Genomic DNA, 22,783 nt, shown 5'->3' with positions numbered 1-22,783 from the left:
GGAAGGCGATAGCAATGGTGGATTTTGCAACGATACGCGGTGAATTTCCCATTCTGGATCAGCAGATCCATGGGCATCCGTTGGTGTATCTCGATTCGGCGGCCACATCGCAAAAGCCCCGGTGCGTGATTGATGCGGAAGCCGACTTCTACCGCACCATCAACGCGGGCGTTCACCGCGGTGCCCACGAACTTGCGGCGCTCAGCACCGAAGCGTTCGAACAGGCCCGGGCCAAGGTGGCTCGGCTGGTCGGCGCCAACGCGGCCGAAGGTGAGGAGGAGATCGTCGTCACGGGCGGGGCGACCGCCGGATTGAATCTTCTCGCCACGGCCTTCGGCAATGCCAGCCTTGGGCGGGGAGGGGAGGCGGCTCGCCGTTTCAGCCTGAAGCCCGGTGACGAAATCGTCGTCTCCAAGGCCGAGCATCATTCGGTGCTTTTGCCGTTCCAGGAGCTTGCGATGCGTACGGGGGCGACCCTGAAGTGGCTCGACTTGGACGAGGAGGGCCGTATTCGCTCCGACACCGCCGATGAGGTGATCACCGAGCGCACCAAGGTGGTGGCGGTCTGCCATGTCGCCAATGTCACCGGTGCCATCACCGACATCGCCCCGATTGTTCGCTGCGCCCATGAGGTCGGCGCCGTGGTCGTGCTCGACGCCTGCCAGTCGGTGCCGCATCTCGCCGTGGATTTCCACGCCCTGGATGTGGATTTCGCCGCATGGAGCGGACACAAGATGTACGGTCCCACCGGCGTGGGATTCCTCTATGGCAAGCGTGAGCTGCTCGAGGCGCTGCCGCCCGCCAATTTCGGCGGTTCCATGGTGGAACTGGCGTGGATGGACCAGGAAGCTCAGTATATGGCGCCGCCGGCGCGCTTCGAGGCCGGCACGCAGCCGGTGGCCCAGGTGGTCGCCGCCGGAGCGGCCGCCGACTGGATGATGCGCATCGGCATGGCCAATGTCGAGGAGCATGAGAAAACCATTGCCGCCGAGTTGCTGAAGCTGGCGGATCTGGATGGGTTCCGCATTCTCGGGCCTCGTGAGAACGTGCGCCGCATTGGCACGGTGGCGTTTGACGTGGCCGGGGTGCATCCCCATGATGTCGGCCAGTATCTTGACGCGCAGGGCATCGCCGTTCGTGTCGGGCATCACTGCGCACAGCCCGTGCATCGTCATTTCGGCCTGTATGCCTCCAACCGTGCCTCCACGGGTGTGTATAACAGCGTCGATGACGCGCGTGCCCTGATTGAGGCATGCAAGGGCATTCGTCGTTTTTTCGGCGCTGAGTGATACGCTCTGGCGCGTTTTCCCTAGCATCACTACAAAGAGAGCTATGAACGATTTTGGTATGAGCGGCGACGGCCTCGAACAGATGTATCAAGAGGTCATCCTCGAGGCCGCACGCAATCCGCATGGCCGGGAGCATTTCGCTGCCGACGCGGCCGTGGAGGGGAGCAGTGCGGGCGACACGACGATTCGTGCTTCGCATGAGTATTGCACGCCTGGCGAATCCCATCAGTTCAATCCCACCTGCGGTGATGAGGCCACCGTGCATGTGGAGATTTCCGACGATGAGCCCCATGTCATCAAACGTCTGGTATGGGATGGCCACGGTTGTTCGATCTGCCAGGCCAGTCTGTCGATTATGGTGGATCTGGTTGAGGGGACCACTGTTGACGAGGCCATGGGCCTGGAACGCCTGTTCCACCGCCTTATGCAATCTCGTGGCGCCGGTCTGGACGACGAAGCGGCTGAGGATCGCCTTGGCGACGCAGTGGTGTTCCAGGGCGTGTCCAAATATCCCATGCGCATCAAGTGCGCGCTGTTGGGTTGGGAAGGCCTGAAGGATTCGGTCGCCAAAGCTTTGGCTGCGAAATAATGCGGAATTACCAGGAGGAAGAAACAATGAGCGACAATCTGGTCCCCGAACCCACCGCTTCCGTATTCGACGCCGTGAACGGTGTGTTGAAAGACGAGGAGGCTTCCCGGCGCGTCATGGCCAATCCGAATCTTGCCAAGGGCTTCCCGGAGGGCCATCCCCAGGAGTCGAAGCACGATGGCGCCTGCGGTCACGGCGAGCATCAGGGGTCGTGCGGATGCCAGGAGGAGAACGATCCGTCGGATCCCGACATTCCGATCAAGGCCGTGGATGATATCGGTCGCGCCACCGCGCAGGATGTCAAGGAGGCGTTGCATCAGGTCATTGATCCTGAACTTGGCATCGATGTGATTGATCTCGGCTTGGTGTACGGCATCGAGATTGACGAGCTTGGCCGCGCGATCATCACCATGACGCTTACCACACCGGCATGTCCGCTTACCGATCTGATCGAGGATGAATGCGCGAGCGTGCTGGCCGGACTGGTTGAGGAATTCCGCATCGACTGGACCTGGCAGCCCCGGTGGACTATGGAGAAGATCACGCCGGAAGGCCGCGAGCAGCTGGCCGCCATCGGATTCAACTTCGACAATATGCCACAATACTGATCGCCGTGGTCCACTGCGGCCGTTGACGTGTGCGGATACATTGCGGATATGCATACAATCGGCGCAGATATGAATTGAGGGACATCATCACGATGTCCCTCAATTCATATGCTCATATGCGATGCGACGGGTTTCAGTCGTCGACGATGGTGCCCTTCGGAACCACGGTGATGCCTTCGGGGGTGACCGTGAAGCCGCGTTCGATGTCATGCTCCGTATCGATGCCAACGGTGGAATTTTCCGTCAACACCACATTCTTGTCGAGAATCGCCTTGTAGACGCGTGCGCGACGGTTGATCGTCACATTGTCGAAGAGGATCGAATCGACGACCTGGCTCCAGGAGTGAATGCGGACATTCGGGGAGAGCACCGAATGATGCACCTCGCCGCCGGAGACGATGACGCCGGGGGAGACGATCGAATCGGTGGCGTGTCCCAGACGGTCACGGCCCGCATGCACGAACTTCGCCGGCGGCAGATTGCCCGACATGGTGTAGATCGGCCAGTCGGAGTTGTACAAATTGAATTCCGGCACATAGGCGATCAGGTCCATATGCGCATCGTAGAACTGCTTGATGGTGCCTACGTCGCGCCAATACGCATGGTCCTTGTCGGTGGCGCCGGGAATCTCGTTGGTGGTGAAATCGTAGACGCCGGCGGCGTTGCGCGCGGCGAAATACGGGGCGATGTCGCCTCCCATGTCGTGCTTGGTGTCCTGCGCCTTCTCATCCTTCGCCAACGCGTCGAACAGCGCATCGGTATTGGCCACATAGTTGCCCATGGAGGCCAGAATCTGATCGGGCGCATCGGGAAGGCCGGTGGTGTGCTCGGGCTTTTCGCGGAAGTTCCTGATCATGTTCGGATGGTTCGGATCCACCTCGATGACGCCGAAGGACTTCGACGCCTCGATCGGCTGGCGAATGCCCGCCACGGTGAACTCGGCGCCGGATTCGATGTGGGACTGGACCATCTGCTCGAAGTCCATACGGTAGACGTGGTCGGCGCCGACGATCACCACGATATCGGGCCGGACGTCCTCGATGATGTTGATGGTCTGGTAGATGGCGTCGGCGGATCCGAGATACCAGTGCTTGCCGAGACGCTGCTGCGCCGGCACGGGGGAGACGTAGTTGCCCAGCAACGGGGAGAATCGCCAAACCTGCGAGATGTGGCGGTCAAGCGAATGCGACTTGTATTGGGTGAGCACAATGATGTGCTGGTACCCGGAGTTCACCAGATTGCTCAGTGGGAAATCCACAAGGCGGAACACGCCGCCAAACGGCACGGCGGGCTTGGCTCGGTCGCGGGTCAACGGCATCAGACGAGTGCCTTCGCCACCCGCGAGTACGATGGACAGGACTTTCGGATTCTTAGCCATCTTTTCCTTCCTTCATCTGTAGTTATGCGTCGTTGTTCGCCACCTCCGCGCATCATTGCGCACTTCGGTGTTCCTGCCTCACATCATTGCATGGATTACAGACTCAGGGCATCGTTGTGTGTCGTACCGGTTCGACGCGTCGCCCAGAAAGCAACCGCGCTGGAGGCGGCCACGTTGAGGCTGTCGACGTCATGGCCCATGGGGATCTTGACCGTGAGGTCCGCCTGGGCGATGGTGCGGCGGGACAGGCCGTCGCCCTCGGTGCCGAAAATCAACGCCAACCTGTCCACGTGATTCGGGTCGCTGTTTCCGCTATTGAGGCGGCGTGCCAAATCGTCCATGGAAATCGAGTCGTCGGTCAGCGCCATGGCCACCGTGGTGAATCCGAGTGACGAGAGCTCCTCCAGTCCCCTCCGCGGCCAATAGTGGGTGTCGTCGCCGCCGATGCGGGTCCACGGGATCTGGAACACCGTGCCCATCGAAACGCGCGCGGCGCGACGATACAGGGGGTCTCCGCACGACGGGGTGACCAGTACGGCGTCAACGTCCAAGGCGGCCGCGGATCGCATCAGGGCGCCCACATTCGTGGGATCCACGATGTTCTCCATCACCGCAATCCGGCTGGCTTCCCGGCAGACCTCGGCGACTGACGGCAACGGCCACCGGCGCATGGCGGACAGGGCGCCGCGGTGCAGCCGGTACCCGGTCAGCTGCCTGAGCAACTCGGCGTTCGCCACATACACGGGAACGTCAGTCCCCCAATGGGCGTCGATGAATTCGAATTCATCGGCCATGCCCGTGATCCATTGCTCCTCGACCAGCAGGGACAGTGGCTCGCGCCCGGCGGCCAGCGCCCGATCAATCACTTTGGGGGATTCGGCGATGAAGATGCCCTTGGCGGGTTCCAGACGATTGCGCAGCTGCACCTCGGTGAGATTGACATAGGCGTCGACGCGGCTGTCTTCGAAGGAATCAATGGCGATGAATTGCACGGCGTGTCCTCTCGCTGCCCGGCAGCCATGCGCGCCGAATTGCCGACATGGCCGGTGATATGGAAAAACCCCTCGTTTCCGAGGGGTCTGTCTGGTGCCCGAGACGGGACTTGAACCCGTACGCCCGTTAAAAAATAGGCACTAGCACCTCAAGCTAGCGCGTCTACCATTCCGCCACCCGGGCAGGTGTCGTTGAGACAACGATTGAATAGTCTAGCATTGAATCACAATCATGCAATTTGCGGAGTGTCGCATGTAATAGCAAGGGTTTCGGGTAGCATGGCTGGATGTGACCGACGCATTGTTTCTTTTTGATCCCGCAGCCGAAGGCGTGCCAGTCAACGCCGATGAGCTGCATACTGGCTGGACCATCCAGCTTCCCGTCGCGGTGCGGCGGCATGCCCTGCAATCAATGCGCATTGGTGTGGGGGAGACGCTGCAGCTTTCCGATGGCCATGGTCTGCGTATCCGGGCTGTGGTGGATGACGTGGAGCAGGGTGTGGTTCACGTGCAGGCCGTGGGGCGCGAACCCCGGCCGGTTACCAGACTGGCGCTCATCCAGGCACTTGCCAAGCAGGGGCGTGACGAGGAGGCCATTGACGCGGCCACGCAGATAGGCGTGGACGAGGTGATCCCCTGGCAGGCCGATCGCTCCATTGTCAAATGGAAAGACGGCAAGACGAATCGCAAATGGGGAGCGGTGCTCGACGCCGCCACCGAGCAGTCCCGCAGGGCGTGGCGGCCGGAGCTCGCCGACCATGTGAGCTCCAAGGGGGTGCTGGCGATATGCCGGCGCGCCTGCGTGCATGGCGGCCTGGTCGTGGTGCTGCATCAGGACGCCGACAACGATTGGAACGGCGTCGAACAAGCGGTGTGCGAACTCGCCGACGCCAGCCTGACGGACGGCAGGTCCCGCACCGTGTACGTGGTCGTGGGGCCGGAAGGCGGCATCAGCGACAACGAGGCGGCTGCCTTCAAATCGACCGGAGCGCATGTCTGTGTGCTGGGACGCAACATTTTGCGTGCCGCGACCGCCGGTCCCGTGGCATTGTCGCTGCTGTCGCGGGTCCTGGGCAGGTTTTAGAGGAATTCTTCGAAACGTAACCTTGTCAAAGAACGATCATGGCCGGCGGAAGTCCTAGCATAGGAGAACGGAAACGATCTCGATTCGAAGGAGCGCTATGAGCGATACCGAAGACTGCCTGTTCTGCAAGATCATCGCGGGGGGCATCCCGAGCAGCAAGGTGTATGAGGACGACACCACCTATGCCTTCAAGGACATCAATCCCAAGGCCAAGGTTCATGTGCTGGTGGTGCCGAAGCGGCATTATGCGAATGTGGCCGAGCTGGCCAGGGAGGATGCCGGGCAGCTGGCCCATATGGTCGAGGTTGCGCAGTCCATTGCGGACAAGACCTATAACGGCGCGTTCCGACTGGTGTTCAACACAGGGCTTGACGCGGGCCAGACGGTGTTCCATGTGCATGCGCATGTGATGACCGGCGAAAAACTCGACGAGTAGTCATCGGAGGAATCGTTGGCGACGACGACACGCACCATCACGCTTCCGCCGGAGCTGAATCCGGTAACCGTCCTCGGGCCCGCGGATCAGGTGATCCGTGAGGTGGAACGGGCCTTTCCGGATCTGACGATCATCGTGCGGGGCAATCGGGTGGCCATTCTCAACCGTTCCAAATCTTCGGAGATGCAGGCCAGCCGGGCGGAGGACGTGATCAATACGATCATCCAGGCTGCATACAGCGCGCCCATGGACGCGGATACCGTCCGCAGATTCCTGGACAAGCAGGTGCTGCCCAACAGCCAGCACCATAAGGCGACCGGCAGGGCGCATGAGCGCGGTACGGAGCGTATGGGAGACCCCGGACGCCGCGCCCAGCATGTCCGGGACGCGGACGCGGGCCGCCGCGATCAGGGGCGCCGTCGCGTGCAGATCCCCGGAGTCGTTACGTATGCGCTTGGCGTGCCGGTCCGTGCGAAGACGGCGGGCCAGATCGCCTATCTCAATGCGATCGAAACGCACACCATCACCTTTGCCATCGGACCTGCGGGAACCGGAAAAACCTATCTGGCCGTGGCCAAGGCCGTGCAGGCCTTCCAGGATCGCCGGATCCGGCGCATCATCCTGACCCGTCCGGCCGTGGAGGCGGGCGAGAACCTGGGATTCCTCCCGGGCACGTTGAGCGACAAGGTCGACCCGTATCTGCGTCCGCTGTATGACGCCCTGTCCGATATGCTGGGAGCGGATCAGCTGCGGTACTACATGGACGACGGAACCATCGAGGTGGCCCCGCTGGCCTACATGCGTGGCCGCACGCTGAACGACGCCTTTGTGATCCTCGACGAGGCCCAGAACACCACCGAGCAGCAGATGAAAATGTTCCTCACGCGACTGGGATTCAACACCAAGATGGTGATCACCGGTGACGTGTCGCAAGTTGATTTGACGGTGCCGCGTTCCGGGCTCGCCACCATCGAGGGCATTCTGGGCGATATCGACGACATCGCCTTCGCCCATTTGGACGCAGACGACGTGGTGCGGCATCGGCTCGTCGGCAGGATCGTGGAGGCGTACGATAGACACGCGGCGATTGAGGGAGACCATAGTCGTCTGTCCCGTCATCGCGCCGGGCGCATGACGACTCGTGCACCGCGTACCGATACGAGTGGCGACCAGCAAGGACGGGATTCGGATGAGCGTTGAAGTGACCAATGAAACCTCGTGGAACATTGATCCCAAAATCTTCTCCGATTTGGGTGTATGGGTCATGGACCAGATGCGGGTGAGCACGCAATCCGATCTCTCCGTCATTTTCTCCGACCCCGAGCCGATTGCTCAGCTGCATATGCGCTGGATGAGTCTGGAGGGCCCCACCGACGTCATGAGCTTTCCGATGGACGAACTGCGCCCGGGCGACGGCAAGACCCCGGTCGAGGGTGTGCTCGGCGATATCGTGATCTGCCCGTACGTGGCGGCTCAGCAGGCCGCCGCCGCCGGGCATTCCACCATGGAGGAGATGCTGCTGCTCACCATTCACGGCATCCTGCACCTGCTGGGATACGACCATGTCAATGCCGAACAGGAGCGTCAGATGTTCGGTCTCCAGCGCCAGCTGCTGCTCACGTTCCTCGCATTGCGTCCGGGCGCCATGCCCATGGCGGTTCTGCCGGAGGGGTCGCCGGATCTGCTGGCTCAATATGACGCTTCGAACAAGTCTCGGCGGCATTGAAAGCGGCTTTGCCGCGACGGCCCGCGAAGCTTATAATCAATCAACGCATGGATCTTGGATTGTTGGGAGTTGACGAATACTCGATGATAGACCCCTCCATATTGGCCATTATTGTCGTACTGATTGTCGTTGCCCTGCTGCTGGTTTGGCTGTCGCTTTCCATGGCCTCCGCGGAGGGGGCCGTGGCCAGGGTCACGCGGGCCAGCCTCAATAATCTGATTCTTGAGATTCAGACCGACAATGAACTGTCGCCGTTCAATCGCATGAAGCGCGTCGATGCGATTCACAAGGTGCAGCGCTACATTATCGACCGTTCCGCCACTTCCGGATCATGTGCCTTCTTCCGCATTGTGTGCAATATTCTGGATGGCGCCCTGGTGGCCGCCGTGGCGCAGCTGCTGGGGGCCCCGATCTGGGCGGAGAGCCTTGCGGGTTTCGTCTTCGCACTGCTGGTCGGCGTGGTTTCGGTGCTGATGCGTCCGCGGATGGCCGGTTCGTTGAAGCCGACCGATGTGATGCTGAAGCATCAGCGCGTCGTGGGCGTTGCCGTGGCACTGACCCCGTTCGCCCGCATAGGCTCGGATTCGATGAGCAAGCGCATCGCTCGCGAAGCGGAGCTGTCCGACGAGGAAGAGCTCGAGAAGATGCAGCTTGAGCAGGGGCGGGCCATGATCGACCGCTTGGTGGAATCAAGCGACATCGATCCGGAGGTGTCGGAGATGCTGCGCAACGTGCTCACGCTATCGGAGACCCTGACGCGGGAGATCATGGTGCCGCGCACTGATATGATCTGCATCGAGAAACAGCGGACGCTGTCGTCCATGCTGAAATTATGCTCGCGCTCGGGATTTTCGCGCATACCGGTTATCGGCGAGGACGTGGACGATCTTATTGGCGTCGCCTATCTCAAGGACGCTGTGCGCGCCACCTCGTTCAATCCCTCGGCGATGTCGCGACCTGTGGAATCCATCGTGCGCGACCCGTTGCTGGTGCCCGAATCCAAACCCGTGGACGACCTGTTCCATCAGATGCAGAAGCAGCGTCAGCATGTGGCGGTTGTCGTGGACGAATATGGCGGTATCGCTGGTTTGGTCACCATCGAGGACACGATCGAGCAGATCGTCGGCGAGTTGGAGGACGAGCACGACCACACGCAGCACAGCGAACCGGAGCAGGTTGGCGATCGGGTATGGAAGCTGCCCGCCAGAACCCCGATCGCGGATCTTGAGGAATTGTTCGAAATCGATATGGACGAGGATGATGTGGACACCGTCTATGGTCTGTTGACCAAGGCTTTGGGGCGCGTCCCGATCGTGGGCGCCTCAGCCGTCACGCGTGGGTTGAAACTCACCGCCATCGACTCCGCCGGCCGCCGCAAGAAGGTTTCGACGATTCTCGTCGAGCCCGCGGGATTGAATGATACTTCCCCCATATCCAGTGAGGATGATGGCGATACCGCCGATCAGCATAACGACAAGGACAGTGATGAACGATAGCGAAAACCTAACCGAACAGCCATACCGATCCGGATTCGTGGCGGTGGTGGGACGCCCCAATGTAGGCAAATCCACGTTGATCAATGCGCTGATTGGTTCGCATATAGCCATCGCCTCGTCACGGCCGGAAACGACTCGCAAGGCGATTCGCGGTATTCTCACCACTGACCACGCCCAGCTGGTGCTGGTCGACACCCCCGGCATCCATCGTCCCCGGACCCTGCTTGGCCAGCGACTCAACGATGTCGTCGAGGAATCGCTGTCCGACGTCGATATGGTCGCCTTCCTGCTGCCCGGCGATCAGAAAATCGGTCCGGGGGACAGGCGCATTCTGTCTCGTCTGCGCTCCGATTTCGCCACCAGGCGCGATGACGGAACCTGGAAGTGGAAGATCCCGCTGATCGCCATCCTCACCAAAATCGACATGCTGTCCCGCGAGGAGCTCGTGTCGAAACTCATCGAACTCAACGAGTTCGCCGATTTCGCGGATATCGTGCCGGTGAGCGCGCTGAAGGACGACAATCTCGCGGAAGTGCGGAACGTCCTGATCGAGCACACCCCGGAAGGCCCGCAGATGTACCCGGAGGACCAGATCAGCGAGGAGCGGCCCGAGGACACCATTGCCGAATTGGTCCGCGGTGCGCTCCTCGAGCGTCTTGACGACGAGCTGCCCCACTCGCTGGCGGTGGTCGTCGATTCCATCGACTACCCCTCCGACAACGAGACCGGAGAGGCATACGACGGCAAGGCGCAGGTGAACGTGTCCATTTATGTGGAGCGTGATTCGCAGAAGCCGATCATTATCGGCAAGGGTGCGCAGAATCTTGTGTACGTCAAGAAGAAGCTGAGAACCCCCGTCAACCGCATCGTCGGACAGAAGGCCAGGCTTGATCTCCACGTGAAGGTGGCCAAGGGATGGCAGTCGGATCCGAAACAACTTGAGAGGCTCGGTTTCTGACCGAAACCGTTCGCCGTCCCAAGCTGCTTCGGGATCCGTCGCGATCTCGCGTCATTTCCTCTTGGTGTACATCCGGGTGTTGAGCAGCTGCGTGTAGCGGGCGATGACCTTCGGGCGGATCACCTTCATCGACGCGGTCATCAAACCGTTCTCCTGGGTGAATTCCTCCGGCAGAATAATGAACTTTCGGACGGATTCAGCCCGGGAGACCCCTTCGTTGGCCAGATCGACGTATTTCTGCACTTCGGCCCTCACCGCGGCGTTTTGCGCGGCCTGCTCCATGGGCATGTCCCGGTCCAGCCCCTTGGAATCCAGCCATGGGCGCAATGTCTGCTCGTCAAGGGTGATCAGGGCCGAAATGAACGGTCGCTTGTCGCCCAGCACCAAGGCCTGCGATACGATTTCGCAACGCTGGATCACTTCCTCGATGGGCCCGGGGGAGACGTTTTTGCCGCCTGCGGTAATGATGAGATCCTTCTTGCGACCGGTGATGTAGAGAAAACCATCGTCGTCGATCCTACCGAGATCGCCCGTGGCGTACCAGCCGTCTTTGGTGAAGGCGTCTTCGGTGGCCTCCTCGTTCTTGTGGTATCGGTGGAATACCGCGCGGCCTTTGACCTGAATCTCGCCCTCTTCGGAAATGCGCAATTGGAAACCGGGGAAGGCGACGCCCACTGAACCCTGGTGGAATGGAACCCCAAGCGGGCTGAACGCGCAGGGAGCGGTGGTTTCGGTAAGGCCATAGCCCTCGTATACAGGCACTTTGGCGCCGCGGAAAAACGACATGAGCTCCGGATCCAGCGGGGCGCCGCCGCAGACGATCCATTCGGCGCGACCGCCCAGCGCCTGGCGCAGCGACTGGTACACCGCGGGGTCGAAGGCCGCGCGCTTGGCCTTGGTGACGACACTGGCCCTGCCTCGGTCGCTGACCTCGGCCATGTAGTTCTGCGCGGCCACCACGGCGGCTGCGAACGCCATGCCCTTGGCGCCGTGACCGGCCTTTTGCGAGGCGGCGTTATACACCTTTTCCAGTACGCGGGGAACCACGATCATCACGGACGGCCGTGCCACCTGCATGTCCGCGATCAGCGTGGAAATGCCCTGGGCGATATAGATGCGCAGGTTGGATGCGGCGACAATGTAGTTGATGGCCCGCGCGAAGGAGTGGGCCTGCGGCAGGAACAGCAGGATGGACTTGTTCTTGTCGTGCAGCAGTTCGGGCATGTAGTCGGGCAGGTTCAGGGCGGTCTGGCAGTAATGCTCATGCGTCATTTCCACGCCCTTGGGCGCGGCGGTGGAGCCGGAGGTGTAGACGATGGAGCACAGGTCGGTCTTCTTCACCGAATCGATGCGGGCGTCCAGTTCGGTGTCGCTGACGGATTCCCCGTAGGCCTTCAGCTCGTCCAGGCCGCCGGTTTCCAAACAGATGATGTGCTCGAGCGAGACGCATTCCTCAACGGCGCCGTCGGCCTTGTCCCGCATGCCGGTGGTCTGAACGATCAGCAGCCGCGCGTCGGAATTGTTGACGATGTTGCGGATCTGCTCGGCCGAATCGGTGTCGTAGATGGTCGCGAGCACGCCGCCACAGGCCATGACCGCGGCGTCGGCCACATCCCATTCGTATGAGGTCTTGCACATGAAGGCCACGCCGTCGCCTTTGGCAAGGCCATAGTGGATCAGGCCCTTGGCCACGGCCCTCACCTCGGCGAGGAATTCGTTCGCGGTTTTCGTGGTCCATGAATCGCCTGATTTATAGGTGTACAACGGGTCGTCGCCCATACGCCGCGCGCGGTCGGCGTAGATGTCGTAAATGGACGTGCCTTCGTCCAGCGGGGCGTTGCCGATGGTTTCGGTGGTCAGCAGCCCGGTTGCGGGATCGATGAAGGTGTTGGTCGGGTGGTCCGGGCCCCATTCGTCGGTATGAGGCAGCGTGATCTCCTCATTGTGGGCCTCGATCTGTTCGTCGGATACATAGTCGGGAAGGTTGGAGTTGTCGTCGCTGATGGGGTGCGCGAAATCGCCTCCGAGCCTGAGGGCCTTCCTGGTGAGGCTGGCCGTCCGTTCCTTGAGCGAATTCATAATTGACACGACATTCTCCTTGAATAACTGCGTTTGACGCCTTCTTCTTGGAAGCAGTGTAGCCTCTTCGATTCGACTCGTCACCTTACGCAACCGTAGGAAACGCAGTGTGTGGCACAGCTGAATGGACAGTTTGGGGAGCCGCTGTTTATGGACCATCGCGCATCAAGCTCGCGTCGATCCATTACACTGTCGAGCGGAATTGAAATCCACACGAAAGGAATGGCTCGATTATGGCTCAGCCCACGACAGCCACCGTGGTCTATGGCGTCTTCAATGAGACGAATGACCGCGAATCCCGCGTGGCTTTGACTCCGGAACTGGTTACCAGGCTCGCCAGGAGCGGCGTGTCTTGTCTTATCGAATCCGGTGCCGGTGCAGCCGCGCAATTTGCTGACGATGATTACGCGAAGGCCGGCGCGACCGTTGCGTCGAGAGATGAGATTCTCGCCCAGGCCCAGGTGTTCGGTTTCCTCGGACGGCCCGCAGACGAAATGCTTGACCGCATTCCTGCCGGCTCGTGGGTGATCGGCATGCTCGGGTCGTTCACCGACGCCGACTACGTTGCCGCGTTGGAATCCAAAGGCGTTACCGCGGTTGCCATGGAGAAGCTGCCGCGTCAGCTGTCCAGCGCCCAGTCGATGGATGAGATGACTTCCCAAAACTCGGTGATGGGCTACAAGGCGGCCTTGCTGGCTGCCAACGCCTATGGTTCGTTCTTCCCGATGATGACCACCGCCGCCGGGACCATCCGTCCGGCGAAGGTGCTGATCCTCGGCGCCGGCATCGCCGGTTTGCAGGCCATCGGCACCGCCAAGCGCCTGGGGGCCGTGGTGACCGCGTACGATGTTCGCCCGGCTTCGAAGGGCGAGGTCGAGTCGCTGGGCGCCAAGTTCCTTGATCTGGGCCTTGATTTCTCCAAGGGCCAGGGAGAGGGCGGCTACGCGCGCGCGCTGACCCCGGAGGAGCAGGCGGCCCAGCAGGCTGCCGTCGACGAGAAGGCCGCGGGCTTCGACGTGGTCATCACCACGGCAAAGGTTCCCGGCCGCAAGCCGCCGGTGCTGCTCACCAAGACCGGCGTCGACGGTTTGAAGCGCGGCGCCGTGATCGTCGATTGCGCCGCCAGTGATCTGGGCGGCAATGTGGATGGGTCCAAGCCGAATGAAACCGTGGTCACCGAACATGGCGTCACGCTGATCGGCGCGCCCGATCTGGCGAGCGGCGTGGCGACCACCGCGTCCAACCTGGCGGCCCGCAACCTTGCCGACACGCTGACGCATTTCATTGTCGACGGCAAGCTAGCCATGCGCGGCGACGAGGAGATCGACCGAGCCATGGTCGTGGCCGGCGCCCCGTCCGCCAACGAGAAGAAGGAGTCACAGGCATGAATACCCTCGTGGTGGCGATCACGCTATTCGTTCTCGCGCTGCTGATCGGCGTCGAGGTGATCGGCAAGGTCCCCGCGACCCTGCACACCCCGCTGATGTCGGGTGCCAATTCGATTCACGGCATCGTCATCGTCGGCGTGGTCATCGTGGCCGCGCACGCCAATACGCCGCTTGCCTATGCGTTCATCTTCCTGGCCGCCGTGCTGGGCACGATGAACGTGGTGGGAGGCTATGTGGTGACCGATCGCATGCTTGAAATGTTCAAGTCGTCGAAGCCCGCAAAAAATGACGACAAGGAGGGCGTCAAGTGAATTCCGTCATTGACATCGTCGCCTGGTTCGCATATCTGCTGGCCGCCGTGCTGTTCGTCGTTGGCCTGCACTTTATGAACTCGCCGAAAACCGCCCGACGGGGCAATCAGATTTCCGCAGTCGGCATGGTCATCGCCGTGGTGATGGCCTTCGTGCACCTGTTCGTGCAGGGTTTTGTGTCCTCGACCTCCGTGATCGTGCTGGTCGTCGGCATCGCGATCGGTGCGGTCGCCGGCGTGGTTTCGGCCAAGAAGGTCAAGATGACCGATATGCCGCAGCTGGTTTCCGTGTTCAACACCGTCGGCGGCGGCGCCGCCGCGCTGGTCGCCCTCAACGATATCCTGACTTCGGAAAACGTCCCGAGCTTGGTGGTGCTGATCACCGCCGGCCTGGGCGTGCTGATCGGCTCGGTCACCTTCACCGGCTCCCTCATCGCGGCGGGCAAACTGCAGGGGGTTGCGTTCCTTCGCAAGGTGGCCCTTCCCGGCAAGGCCGTGTGGAATGTGCTGTTCATCGTGCTGACGCTTGTCAGCTTCGTCATGCTGTGCGTGCAGCCCGGCCAGCGTCTGCTGTGGAGCATCGCGACGACTGTGTTTGCGCTCTGCTACGGCTTGGTGTTTGTGATTCCGATCGGCGGCGCCGACATGCCCGTGGTGATCTCCGTCCTCAACGCCTGCACCGGCACGGCCGTCGCCATGTCCGGCCTTGCCATCGACAACGTCGCCCTGATCGTCGCCGGTGCCTTGGTGGGCGCCGCCGGTGTCACGCTGTCCATTCTGATGGCCCAGGCCATGAACCGTCCGCTGGTGAGTGTGCTGGCCGGTGGCTTTGGCGGCGATAACGGAGTCGCCGGTGCCGGCGAAGGTCCCGAAGGCACCATGAAGGAGACCACGCCTGACGATCTGGCTGTGCAGCTGGTGTACGCCGACAAGGTCATTTTCGTGCCCGGCTTCGGTCTCGCCCAGGCCCAGGCCCAGCGTGAGCTCGCCGATCTCGGTGAGCTGCTGAAAGGTCATGGCGTCGAGGTCGCGTATGCCATTCATCCCGTGGCCGGCCGTATGCCCGGCCATATGAACGTGCTGCTCGCGGAGGCCAATGTGCCGTATGAGGAGCTGGTGGATCTCGACGACATCAACCCGCAGTTCCCGTCCGCCAACGTCGCGCTGGTCGTCGGCGCCAATGACGTGACCAACCCGGCCGCCCGCCGTCCGGGCACCCCGGTTTCCGGCATGCCGATCCTGGACGTCGACAAGGCCCAGAACGTCGTGGTGATGAAGCGCGGCCGCGGCAAGGGCTATGCCGGTATTCAGAACGAGTTGTATTTCAACGACAACACGCAGATGCTCTTCGGCGATGCCAAGGCTTCGCTGCAGGCGGTGATTGCTGCGGTCAAGGAATTGCTCGCCTGATGGTTGCGCGGTGCGATGGGGCCGGTTCCGAATGATGTTCGGAACCGGCCCTTTTGCCTGCCCGCGGCGTGCGTCTGCCGTCGCCGGTGTGTTTGTCCGTTTGTCCGATATACTGGTGAACGTTGTCTTGATGGGCGTGTGGCATATGGCCGCGTCGATCGGGACGCCAGTCTTGGCGAGGGAGGCCGCACGGCACTCCGTAATCGACTCGACGTGATCGCACTCCTTGTGGGATGCGTTCTGCGGCGCGTCGTGGCGCCTTATGGCAGAACGACTAGAAAATATTGACTCAAGGAGAATCACTATGGCAAACACCATCGTGCTTGAAGGTGAAGTTCGTAACGAATTCGGCAAGGGTGCGGCCCGTCGCATGCGCGTCGCCAACCTGATCCCGGCCACCATTTACGCCGGCGGCGCGGAGCCCGCGTTCATCAAGCTCCCGTTGAAGGAGACCACCAACGCCCTGCGCCAGCGCAACGCCCTGTTCAACATCAAGTTCGGCGACGACAGCAAGATGGCCATCGTCAAGGACGTTCAGCGCAACCCGGTGAAGCGCATCATCGAGCATGTGGACTTCTATGAGGTCCGCGCCGGCGAGAAGGTCGTCGTCGAGGTGCCGGTGTTCGTCGAGGGCGTCACCAAGGGCGCCGCCGTCGCGTTCGTCGATATGCAGAACCTCGAGGTCCGCGCCGACGTGGCCAACCTGCCCGAGAAGATCGTCATCGACGTGAACGGCCTCGCCGACGGCGCCAAGGTTCTCGCCAAGGACGTCAAGCTGCCCGAAGGCGCCGAGCTCGTCATCGACGATCTTGAGGATTCCGTCGTCAGCGTCGAGGTCCCGGATGACGTCTCCGCCGAGGCCCCGGCTGCCGCTCCGGCCGCCGACGCTGCCGCTCCGGCCGCCGACGCCGCCGCTGCCAAGGCCTGATTGCTCCGGTAGAGCGATACTGCAGCCCCTCGTGGAGAGGGGGCTTATGGGGAGGATGCGAGATTCGCGTCCTCCCCATACGCGTTTTTGACTGTCCGCACGGGCCGGACGGGCGGCGCATCCCGTCCGCGCCTTATAGCCGGTTCAAAGTTTTCATAATGTGAACCGCGGCACCAATGCATGACAAAGTTGTGCAATATTACGAGCTAGGCCAAGCGCCACAAGCGCATAGGCATCATAGCAGGACGTTCTTCCGCCGAGGCGGGGAACATATGAAAAGAAGTACAAGGTTATGACTGAATCTCATCACGATCCCGCGGCGCTCGATAAGCTCACCGAAGCGTTCACGGTTCTGCCCAACGAGAACCCGGCATCCGACGCGAAGCGTCAGGAGCTCATCGACAAGCCGGCGTTCGGTCAGATTTTCTCCGACAACATGACCCATATGACGTGGACCAAGGGCGAAGGCTGGGGCGACCGCCGCGTCGAACCGTATGCGCCGCTGAAGATGGATCCGGGCGCTTCGGTGCTGCATTACGCTCAGGAGTGTTTCGAGGGGCTCAAGGCCTATCGGCATGCCGATGGATCCACGTGGCTGTTCCGTCCGGACGCCAACGCCGAACGCTTCCAGAACTCCGCCAAGCGTCTGTACCTGCCGGAGCTGCCCGTTGAGGACTTCCTGGGTTCCGTCGCCGCGCTGGTCAAGCGTGATGCCAACTGGGTTCCCTCCCGTCGCGAGTACACGCTGTACATGCGTCCGTTCATGTTCGCTTCCGAGCCGTTCCTGGGCGTTCGCGCCCCCCAGGAGGTCGACTACTGCGTCATCGCCTCCCCTTCCGGCCCGTACTTCACCGGTGGCGTCAAGCCGGTGAGCATCTGGGTTGAGGACAAGTGGTTCCGTACCGGCCCCGGCGGCACCGGCTTCGCCAAGTGCGGCGGCAACTACGCCGCTTCGCTGCTCGGCGAGTACAAGGGCATTGAGAACGGCTGCGAGCAGGTGTGCTTCGTGGACGCCGCGACCAAGACCTACCTCGAGGAGCTTGGTGGCATGAACATGATGGTGGTTCATAAGGACGGCCATGTTGAGACCCCGTCTCTGACCGGCAACATTCTGCCCGGCGTGACCCGTCGCTCCCTGATCCAGCTGATGCAGGACCGCGGCATCGACGTGGTCGAGACCATGATCGCGCTCGACCAGCTGCTGGAGGACATCAAGTCCGGCGAGGTTACCGAGGTGTTCGCCTGTGGCACCGCCGCCATCATCACCCCGATCGGCCGTTTCAAGTCCGAGAAGTTCGACGTCACCGTAGGCAACGGCGAGTCCGGCAAGCTGACCGTCGACCTGCGCAACGAGCTGCTTGGCATCCAGCTTGGCGAGGTTGAGGATCCGCATAACTGGATGTGGAAGGTCTGCTGAGCTCCTCGGCGGATATTCGCGCGATATTCGCGTACGTGATCGCGCAATGGAATGGGCGGGATTTCCCGGGCCTGGCGACAGGCGGGAATCCCGCCTTTTCGCCGTTCAAGTCGAATATCGCGAACCATGGTCGGCTTCCTGGGTGGCGTGTGCAGCCACCGCGGCTGGTATCGTAGGTGCGGCTTGGCGAGAGGAGGCTGATGCATGGGACCTCAATTGGCGTTGGAGAGCAATACGTTCTTCCTGATCATTGAATACGTGGCGGTTTTCTGCTGCGGTATGGTTGGGGGTCTGTCCGCCGTGCGCAAGAAGTATGACATCACCGCGATCCTGATCACCTCATGGCTGACCGCGCTGGGCGGCGGCATCATCCGCGACGTGATGCTCGACGTGACGCCCATCGGCATCTCCGACAAGGGCTCCGTGCTGACGGCACTGGCCTCCGGCGTGGCCGTCGCCGTACTCCATCCGGAAGTCGACAAGCTGAAATGGTCCATGCTGACGCTTGACGCCCTGGCGGTGGCGCTGTTCGCCGTCAACGGCACGTCGAAGGCGATGATGCTGGGCACTTCCGGAATGACGGCGGCGTTCATGGGCATGGTCACTGCGCTCGGCGGAGGGCTGGTCCGCGACATGCTGATCAACGAGGTGCCGATGATCATTCGTGACAGGCACTGGTATTTTGTTCCGGCTGCCGTTGGCAGTGTGCTGACCGTTCCGGTGTGCAAGGCGCTGCAGTTCCAGCTGATTGGCGAGCGGGAGGAAATAGGCCTGGACCTTGCCATTGTGGCGCTGGTTATTGTGATGAGGCTGCTGTCGGTGAAATTCGATATCACCGTGCCCGGGGCGGTGCGGCGGCGCACCGTCTATTTGCCGAGCGAGTCGAAGCGCGCGCATCGCGGCGGCGGTCGTCGCTGACCGCCTGCGGCTATGAAATTGGGGCTTGCAGACCGATGGTCTGCAAGCCCCAAACAGGTAGGTCCTGCTAATGATCAGCGCCTATGACCAGGACGATATCGACGATATCTCCGGATCACAGAGCGTTGATGGCAACGGCAAGTCCGGACTTGCGGTTGGCGGCCTGGTTCTTGTGCAGGACGCCGGCGCTTGCGGCCTTGTCGAGCTTCTGGGCGGCGACCTTGTAGGCGGCCTCGGCGGCAGCCTTATCACCGGAGGCGATGGCCTCGCGGGTCTTGCGGATCGCGGTCTTCACGGAAGACTTCACCGAGACGTTGCGCAGGTGGGCCTTCTCATTGGTCAGCACGCGCTTCTTCTGCGACTTAATGTTTGCCACTGTTTCTCCAAACGACGTGAACGTGTATTACAAGGACATACAAAGCACTGATGATAGCACGGAATCCACGACAACGTGCGACAACGACACAGAAATCACCAATGCTGACATGGGAACCGGCTAGCATGGAACGAGTTTGAAGTAGGGTATGTCACCCAAGGAGGAATGTTCGGTGGCCGCACAGCACAATCAACCCGGATACACCGATCAGTCGCTGATCCGAAATTTCTGCATCATCGCCCATATCGACCACGGCAAGTCGACTGTGGCGGACCGCATTCTGCAACTGTCCGGCATCGTTCCGGAGCGGGAGATGCGCGACCGTTTCCTTGACCGCATGGATATCGAGCAGGAACGCGGCATCACGATCAAATCGCAGGCGGTGCGCGTGCCGTGGACGTTTGACGGCACCGAATACACCCTGGGCATGATCGACACCCCCGGGCACGTGGATTTCACATACGAGGTGTCCCGGGCCCTGGCGGCCTGCGAGGGGGCGGTGCTGCTGGTCGACGCGACGCAGGGCATCGAGGCGCAGACGCTGTCGAACCTGTACATGGCGATCGACCATGACCTGACCATCATTCCCGTGCTGAACAAAATCGACCTGCCAAGCGCCGAGCCGGACAAGCACGCCGAGGAGATAGCCGGCCTGATCGGCTGCGACCCCGGCGACGTGCTGCGGGTCTCCGGCAAAACCGGCGAGGGAGTGGCGGAACTGCTCGACCGCATTGTGCTCGAGGTTCCCGAGCCGAAGGGCGATCCGAAGGCGCCGGCACGGGCGCTGATCTTCGACTCGGTATATGACTCGTACCGCGGCATCGTCACCTATATCCGCATGGTCGACGGCGAGCTGAAAAGCCGCGAGAAGCTTCATATGATGGGCATCGGCATGACGCACGATCCGATAGAGATCGGCGTGGTCAGCCCGGATATGACGCCGACCAAGGCGCTGGGCGCCGGCGAAGTGGGGTATGTGATCACCGGAGCCAAAGACGTGAGCCAGTCGAAAGTCGGCGATACGATCACATCCGCCGCGGCCCCCGCCAGCGAGCCGCTGCCCGGTTACCGCGACCCCAAGCCGATGGTGTATGCAGGTCTCTTCCCGATCGACAACGCGCAGTTCCCCGAATTGCGCGAGGCGCTCGATAAGTTGAAGCTCAACGACGCCGCGCTGGTGTACGAGCCGGAGACATCCGTCGCGCTGGGCTTCGGGTTCCGCTGCGGCTTCCTCGGCCTGCTGCACATGGAAATCGTGTCCGAGCGGTTGAGCCGCGAATTCAATCTTGATCTGATTTCCACCGCTCCCAACGTCACGTACGACGTGACTGGAGAAGACAACCAGGTGCATCACGTCACCAATCCGAGCGAGTTTCCCGAGGGCAAGATCAAGCAGATCGTCGAACCGATGGTCGCAGCCGACATCATCACTCCGAAGGAATTCATCGGCTCCGTGATGGAGCTGTGCCAGGAGCATCGCGGCATCATGGGCACGATGGAATATATCGGGACCGAACGTGTCGAGATGCATTACCGCATTCCGCTGGCCGAGATCGTCTTCGATTTCTTCGACCAGCTGAAGTCCCGCACCAAGGGGTATGCCTCGCTCGACTACCACGAGGACGGCGAGCAGAGCGCCGACCTCGTGAAGGTGGATATTCTCATTCAGGGCGAGAAAGTCGATGCGTTCAGCGCCATCGTCCATCGCGACAAGGCGTACAGCTATGGCGTGATGATGACGAAGAAACTGCGCGAATTGATTCCCCGACAGCAGTTCGAGATCCCGATCCAGGCGGCCATCGGTTCGCGCATCATCGCTCGCGAGAACATCCGCGCCCTGCGCAAGGACGTGCTGGCCAAATGCTATGGCGGCGACATCACGCGCAAGCGCAAGCTGCTGGAGAAGCAAAAGGCCGGCAAGAAGCGCATGAAGATGCTGGGGCGCGTCGAAGTGCCCCAGGAGGCGTTCATCGCCGCCTTGTCGACCGGCGAGGACAAATCCCAGGATCGCGACACCAAGGACAAGATCCGCGCCGCCCAGAAGAGCGAAGGCTGAGCCTTGACCTTCGAGGTTTACGTCCATGTGCCGTTCTGCCTGCGGCGCTGCGGGTATTGTGATTTCAACACCTACACCGCCGTCGATCTGGGCGGGGGGGCGAGCCGGGGCAACTACGCCGCCATGGTGATCCGCGAGATGGAACTCGTCAGGCGCTGGCAGACGGATCACGGCATCGTCGAGCCCGCCGCCGACACGGTGTTTTTCGGGGGCGGCACGCCGACGATTCTTCCCGCCGCCGACCTGGTGGCGACGCTGGATGCGATTCGGCGCGTGTGGGGTGTTGCGCCCAATGCCGAGATCACCACCGAGGCGAATCCGGATACGGTGGATGCCGACTACCTTCGCGAGCTTGCGGACGGAGGTTTCACGCGCGTCTCGTTCGGCATGCAATCCGCCGTGCCCCATGTGCTGCGCACGCTTGACCGCACGCATACGCCCGCCAATGTCACGGCCGGAATACGGGCCGCCGGGGCTGCCGGGCTGCGCTCCAGCGTGGATCTGATTTACGGAGCGCCGGGGGAGAGCCTGGATGATTGGCGCGCTTCGGTGCGCACGGCCATCGACCTTGGCGTCAACCATATTTCAGCCTATGCGCTAACCGTTGAGCCCACGACGAAAATGGGCCGTCGGATCGCCGCGGGCACGTTGCCGAAACCCGACGACGATGACGAGGCGGCCAAATACGAAATCGCCGACGAGCTCTTCGAACAGGCCGGGTTGCAGTGGTACGAGGTGTCCAACTGGGCCCGTCCCGGCTATGAGTCGCGACACAACCTCGGGTATTGGAACAACGTTGATTGGGCCGGTCTGGGTCCAGGAGCCCATTCGCATTACAATGGCTTCGCCGAGCAGAGTCGTGACGGCGCGCATGCCGGCGGTTCCGCCATCGGCCTGCGTTCCTGGGGCATCGCGCATCCCCGGCTCTGGGGGCTCGCCATCGCGGACGGTCGCGTTCCCTGGGCCGGGCGCGAAAGCATATCCTCCAGGGAGAGTCTCGAGGAACGCGTCATGCTCGCCATGCGCATCCGGGACGGGTTGGATCTCAATGCGCTTCCCATGCCGGTGGACGTCACCGGGCTGGAACGGGAGGGGCTGGTGACGCGTTCCGGCCCACATATCGTCGCCACGCGTCGGGGGCGTCTGCTGAACGATCTGGTGATTGAGCGGATATTCGATGCCTTGGGCCTGTGAGCCGCACTTCCCGCGGTAAAAACCGGTCTTGACTTTTGGGGTTATTCGGTATATGGACAGTGAAACAAAGCTGACATGCGCCGGCGCTACCCTAAGAAAGCTTTTACCAAAGAACCGCAAGGCCAACCGGCCTCGCCAAAACAGCTGAAGG

At 61.7% G+C, this 22,783-nt stretch carries 21 protein-coding genes and 1 tRNA gene; 17 read left to right on the top strand and 5 right to left on the bottom strand.

The window, feature by feature from the left end; all coding sequences use genetic code 11:
- Positions 1-14 precede the first annotated feature (14 nt).
- From B2994_RS06025 to B2994_RS06015, 3 genes are read left to right on the top strand one after another with little or no spacing between them, the layout of a single operon-like run.
- Complete coding sequence (locus tag B2994_RS06025; RefSeq protein ID WP_291527461.1) at positions 15-1,289, top strand: SufS family cysteine desulfurase; 1,275 nt, start codon at positions 15-17, stop codon at positions 1,287-1,289.
- 43 nt (positions 1,290-1,332) lie between these two features.
- Positions 1,333-1,878: a Fe-S cluster assembly sulfur transfer protein SufU gene (sufU, locus tag B2994_RS06020; RefSeq protein ID WP_291527460.1), complete on the top strand. Its 546-nt coding sequence runs from the start codon at positions 1,333-1,335 to the stop codon at positions 1,876-1,878.
- A 26-nt stretch (positions 1,879-1,904) separates the two neighbouring features.
- Positions 1,905-2,486 (top strand): metal-sulfur cluster assembly factor, encoded by a 582-nt coding sequence (locus B2994_RS06015; RefSeq protein ID WP_291527459.1) that lies wholly within the window; start codon positions 1,905-1,907, stop codon positions 2,484-2,486.
- A gap of 133 nt (positions 2,487-2,619) precedes the next feature.
- On the opposite strand, the gene glgC is transcribed toward B2994_RS06015, so the two are convergent.
- From glgC to B2994_RS06000, 3 genes are all read right to left on the bottom strand, one after another.
- Entirely contained in the window at positions 2,620-3,864 is a 1,245-nt protein-coding gene (gene glgC, locus B2994_RS06010) for a glucose-1-phosphate adenylyltransferase (RefSeq protein WP_291527458.1), read from the bottom strand.
- Positions 3,865-3,959: 95 nt separating this feature from the next.
- The gene (locus tag B2994_RS06005; RefSeq protein WP_291527457.1) at positions 3,960-4,856 is read right to left on the bottom strand and encodes a TrmH family RNA methyltransferase; all 897 of its coding nucleotides are present in this window, start codon (positions 4,854-4,856) and stop codon (positions 3,960-3,962) included.
- A 92-nt stretch (positions 4,857-4,948) separates the two neighbouring features.
- Positions 4,949-5,040, bottom strand: a tRNA-Leu gene (locus tag B2994_RS06000).
- A gap of 105 nt (positions 5,041-5,145) precedes the next feature.
- On the opposite strand from B2994_RS06000, the gene B2994_RS05995 reads away from it, so the two are divergent.
- From B2994_RS05995 to era, 6 genes are all read left to right on the top strand, one after another.
- A complete protein-coding gene (locus B2994_RS05995; RefSeq protein WP_291527456.1) occupies positions 5,146-5,940 on the top strand; it encodes a 16S rRNA (uracil(1498)-N(3))-methyltransferase in 795 nt (264 codons plus the stop codon).
- 97 nt (positions 5,941-6,037) lie between these two features.
- Positions 6,038-6,376 (top strand): histidine triad nucleotide-binding protein, encoded by a 339-nt coding sequence (locus B2994_RS05990; protein WP_291527455.1) that lies wholly within the window; start codon positions 6,038-6,040, stop codon positions 6,374-6,376.
- Between the two features lie 15 nt (positions 6,377-6,391).
- Positions 6,392-7,576, top strand: a complete 1,185-nt coding sequence (locus B2994_RS05985; RefSeq protein ID WP_291527454.1) for a PhoH family protein — start codon at positions 6,392-6,394, stop codon at positions 7,574-7,576.
- Complete coding sequence (gene ybeY / locus B2994_RS05980; protein ID WP_291527453.1) at positions 7,566-8,102, top strand: rRNA maturation RNase YbeY; 537 nt, start codon at positions 7,566-7,568, stop codon at positions 8,100-8,102. Before B2994_RS05985 ends, ybeY begins: the two co-directional genes overlap by 11 nt.
- Positions 8,103-8,149: 47 nt before the next feature.
- On the top strand, positions 8,150-9,598 hold the full coding sequence (locus B2994_RS05975) for a hemolysin family protein (protein ID WP_414630652.1): 1,449 nt from the start codon (positions 8,150-8,152) through the stop codon (positions 9,596-9,598).
- Positions 9,588-10,556 (top strand): GTPase Era, encoded by a 969-nt coding sequence (era, locus tag B2994_RS05970; protein WP_291527452.1) that lies wholly within the window; start codon positions 9,588-9,590, stop codon positions 10,554-10,556. Before B2994_RS05975 ends, era begins: the two co-directional genes overlap by 11 nt.
- A gap of 51 nt (positions 10,557-10,607) precedes the next feature.
- Here the strand turns inward: era and B2994_RS05965 are convergent, their stop codons facing one another.
- Entirely contained in the window at positions 10,608-12,635 is a 2,028-nt protein-coding gene (locus tag B2994_RS05965) for an AMP-dependent synthetase/ligase (RefSeq protein ID WP_414630655.1), read from the bottom strand.
- Between the two features lie 233 nt (positions 12,636-12,868).
- On the opposite strand from B2994_RS05965, the gene B2994_RS05960 reads away from it, so the two are divergent.
- The 6 genes from B2994_RS05960 (at position 12,869) to B2994_RS05935 (ending at position 19,006) form a co-directional block, all read left to right on the top strand.
- Complete coding sequence (locus B2994_RS05960; protein ID WP_291527450.1) at positions 12,869-14,023, top strand: NAD(P) transhydrogenase subunit alpha; 1,155 nt, start codon at positions 12,869-12,871, stop codon at positions 14,021-14,023.
- The gene (locus B2994_RS05955; RefSeq protein WP_291527449.1) at positions 14,020-14,334 is read left to right on the top strand and encodes an NAD(P) transhydrogenase subunit alpha; all 315 of its coding nucleotides are present in this window, start codon (positions 14,020-14,022) and stop codon (positions 14,332-14,334) included. Before B2994_RS05960 ends, B2994_RS05955 begins: the two co-directional genes overlap by 4 nt.
- Positions 14,331-15,743, top strand: a complete 1,413-nt coding sequence (locus B2994_RS05950) for an NAD(P)(+) transhydrogenase (Re/Si-specific) subunit beta (RefSeq protein ID WP_291527448.1) — start codon at positions 14,331-14,333, stop codon at positions 15,741-15,743. Before B2994_RS05955 ends, B2994_RS05950 begins: the two co-directional genes overlap by 4 nt.
- Positions 15,744-16,047: 304 nt before the next feature.
- The gene (locus B2994_RS05945; RefSeq protein WP_291527447.1) at positions 16,048-16,671 is read left to right on the top strand and encodes a 50S ribosomal protein L25/general stress protein Ctc; all 624 of its coding nucleotides are present in this window, start codon (positions 16,048-16,050) and stop codon (positions 16,669-16,671) included.
- A gap of 292 nt (positions 16,672-16,963) precedes the next feature.
- Positions 16,964-18,088: a branched-chain amino acid aminotransferase gene (locus B2994_RS05940; RefSeq protein WP_291527446.1), complete on the top strand. Its 1,125-nt coding sequence runs from the start codon at positions 16,964-16,966 to the stop codon at positions 18,086-18,088.
- 204 nt (positions 18,089-18,292) lie between these two features.
- Positions 18,293-19,006: a trimeric intracellular cation channel family protein gene (locus B2994_RS05935; RefSeq protein ID WP_291527445.1), complete on the top strand. Its 714-nt coding sequence runs from the start codon at positions 18,293-18,295 to the stop codon at positions 19,004-19,006.
- A gap of 115 nt (positions 19,007-19,121) precedes the next feature.
- Here B2994_RS05935 and rpsT read toward each other — a convergent pair whose 3' ends face one another.
- Positions 19,122-19,382: a 30S ribosomal protein S20 gene (gene rpsT / locus B2994_RS05930; protein ID WP_291527444.1), complete on the bottom strand. Its 261-nt coding sequence runs from the start codon at positions 19,380-19,382 to the stop codon at positions 19,122-19,124.
- A 172-nt stretch (positions 19,383-19,554) separates the two neighbouring features.
- On the opposite strand from rpsT, the gene lepA reads away from it, so the two are divergent.
- Together lepA and hemW are read left to right on the top strand one after the other, a co-directional pair.
- Entirely contained in the window at positions 19,555-21,438 is a 1,884-nt protein-coding gene (gene lepA / locus B2994_RS05925; RefSeq protein WP_291527443.1) for a translation elongation factor 4, read from the top strand.
- 3 nt (positions 21,439-21,441) lie between these two features.
- Complete coding sequence (hemW, locus tag B2994_RS05920) at positions 21,442-22,632, top strand: radical SAM family heme chaperone HemW (RefSeq protein WP_291527442.1); 1,191 nt, start codon at positions 21,442-21,444, stop codon at positions 22,630-22,632.
- Positions 22,633-22,783: the final 151 nt, after the last annotated feature.

Origin of the sequence: Bifidobacterium sp. UBA744, assembly GCA_002298605.1 — a bacterium.
Lineage (GTDB): Bacteria > Actinomycetota > Actinomycetes > Actinomycetales > Bifidobacteriaceae > Bifidobacterium.
The sequence above is the reverse complement of the archived record's forward strand: the minus strand, read 5'-3'. Positions and strand labels throughout refer to the sequence as shown.

Coding starts and splice junctions, on each gene's coding strand:
- B2994_RS05960 (WP_291527450.1), top strand. CDS start 12,869: ATGGCTCAGCCCACGACAGCCACCGTGGTCTATGGCGTCTTCAATGAG.
- B2994_RS05975 (WP_414630652.1), top strand. CDS start 8,150: ATGGATCTTGGATTGTTGGGAGTTGACGAATACTCGATGATAGACCCC.
- ybeY (WP_291527453.1), top strand. CDS start 7,566: ATGAGCGTTGAAGTGACCAATGAAACCTCGTGGAACATTGATCCCAAA.
- B2994_RS05935 (WP_291527445.1), top strand. CDS start 18,293: ATGGGACCTCAATTGGCGTTGGAGAGCAATACGTTCTTCCTGATCATT.
- B2994_RS06015 (WP_291527459.1), top strand. CDS start 1,905: ATGAGCGACAATCTGGTCCCCGAACCCACCGCTTCCGTATTCGACGCC.
- B2994_RS05990 (WP_291527455.1), top strand. CDS start 6,038: ATGAGCGATACCGAAGACTGCCTGTTCTGCAAGATCATCGCGGGGGGC.
- B2994_RS05945 (WP_291527447.1), top strand. CDS start 16,048: ATGGCAAACACCATCGTGCTTGAAGGTGAAGTTCGTAACGAATTCGGC.
- B2994_RS05955 (WP_291527449.1), top strand. CDS start 14,020: ATGAATACCCTCGTGGTGGCGATCACGCTATTCGTTCTCGCGCTGCTG.
- B2994_RS05940 (WP_291527446.1), top strand. CDS start 16,964: ATGACTGAATCTCATCACGATCCCGCGGCGCTCGATAAGCTCACCGAA.
- B2994_RS05965 (WP_414630655.1), bottom strand. CDS start 12,635: ATGAATTCGCTCAAGGAACGGACGGCCAGCCTCACCAGGAAGGCCCTC.
- glgC (WP_291527458.1), bottom strand. CDS start 3,864: ATGGCTAAGAATCCGAAAGTCCTGTCCATCGTACTCGCGGGTGGCGAA.
- B2994_RS06025 (WP_291527461.1), top strand. CDS start 15: ATGGTGGATTTTGCAACGATACGCGGTGAATTTCCCATTCTGGATCAG.
- sufU (WP_291527460.1), top strand. CDS start 1,333: ATGAACGATTTTGGTATGAGCGGCGACGGCCTCGAACAGATGTATCAA.
- era (WP_291527452.1), top strand. CDS start 9,588: ATGAACGATAGCGAAAACCTAACCGAACAGCCATACCGATCCGGATTC.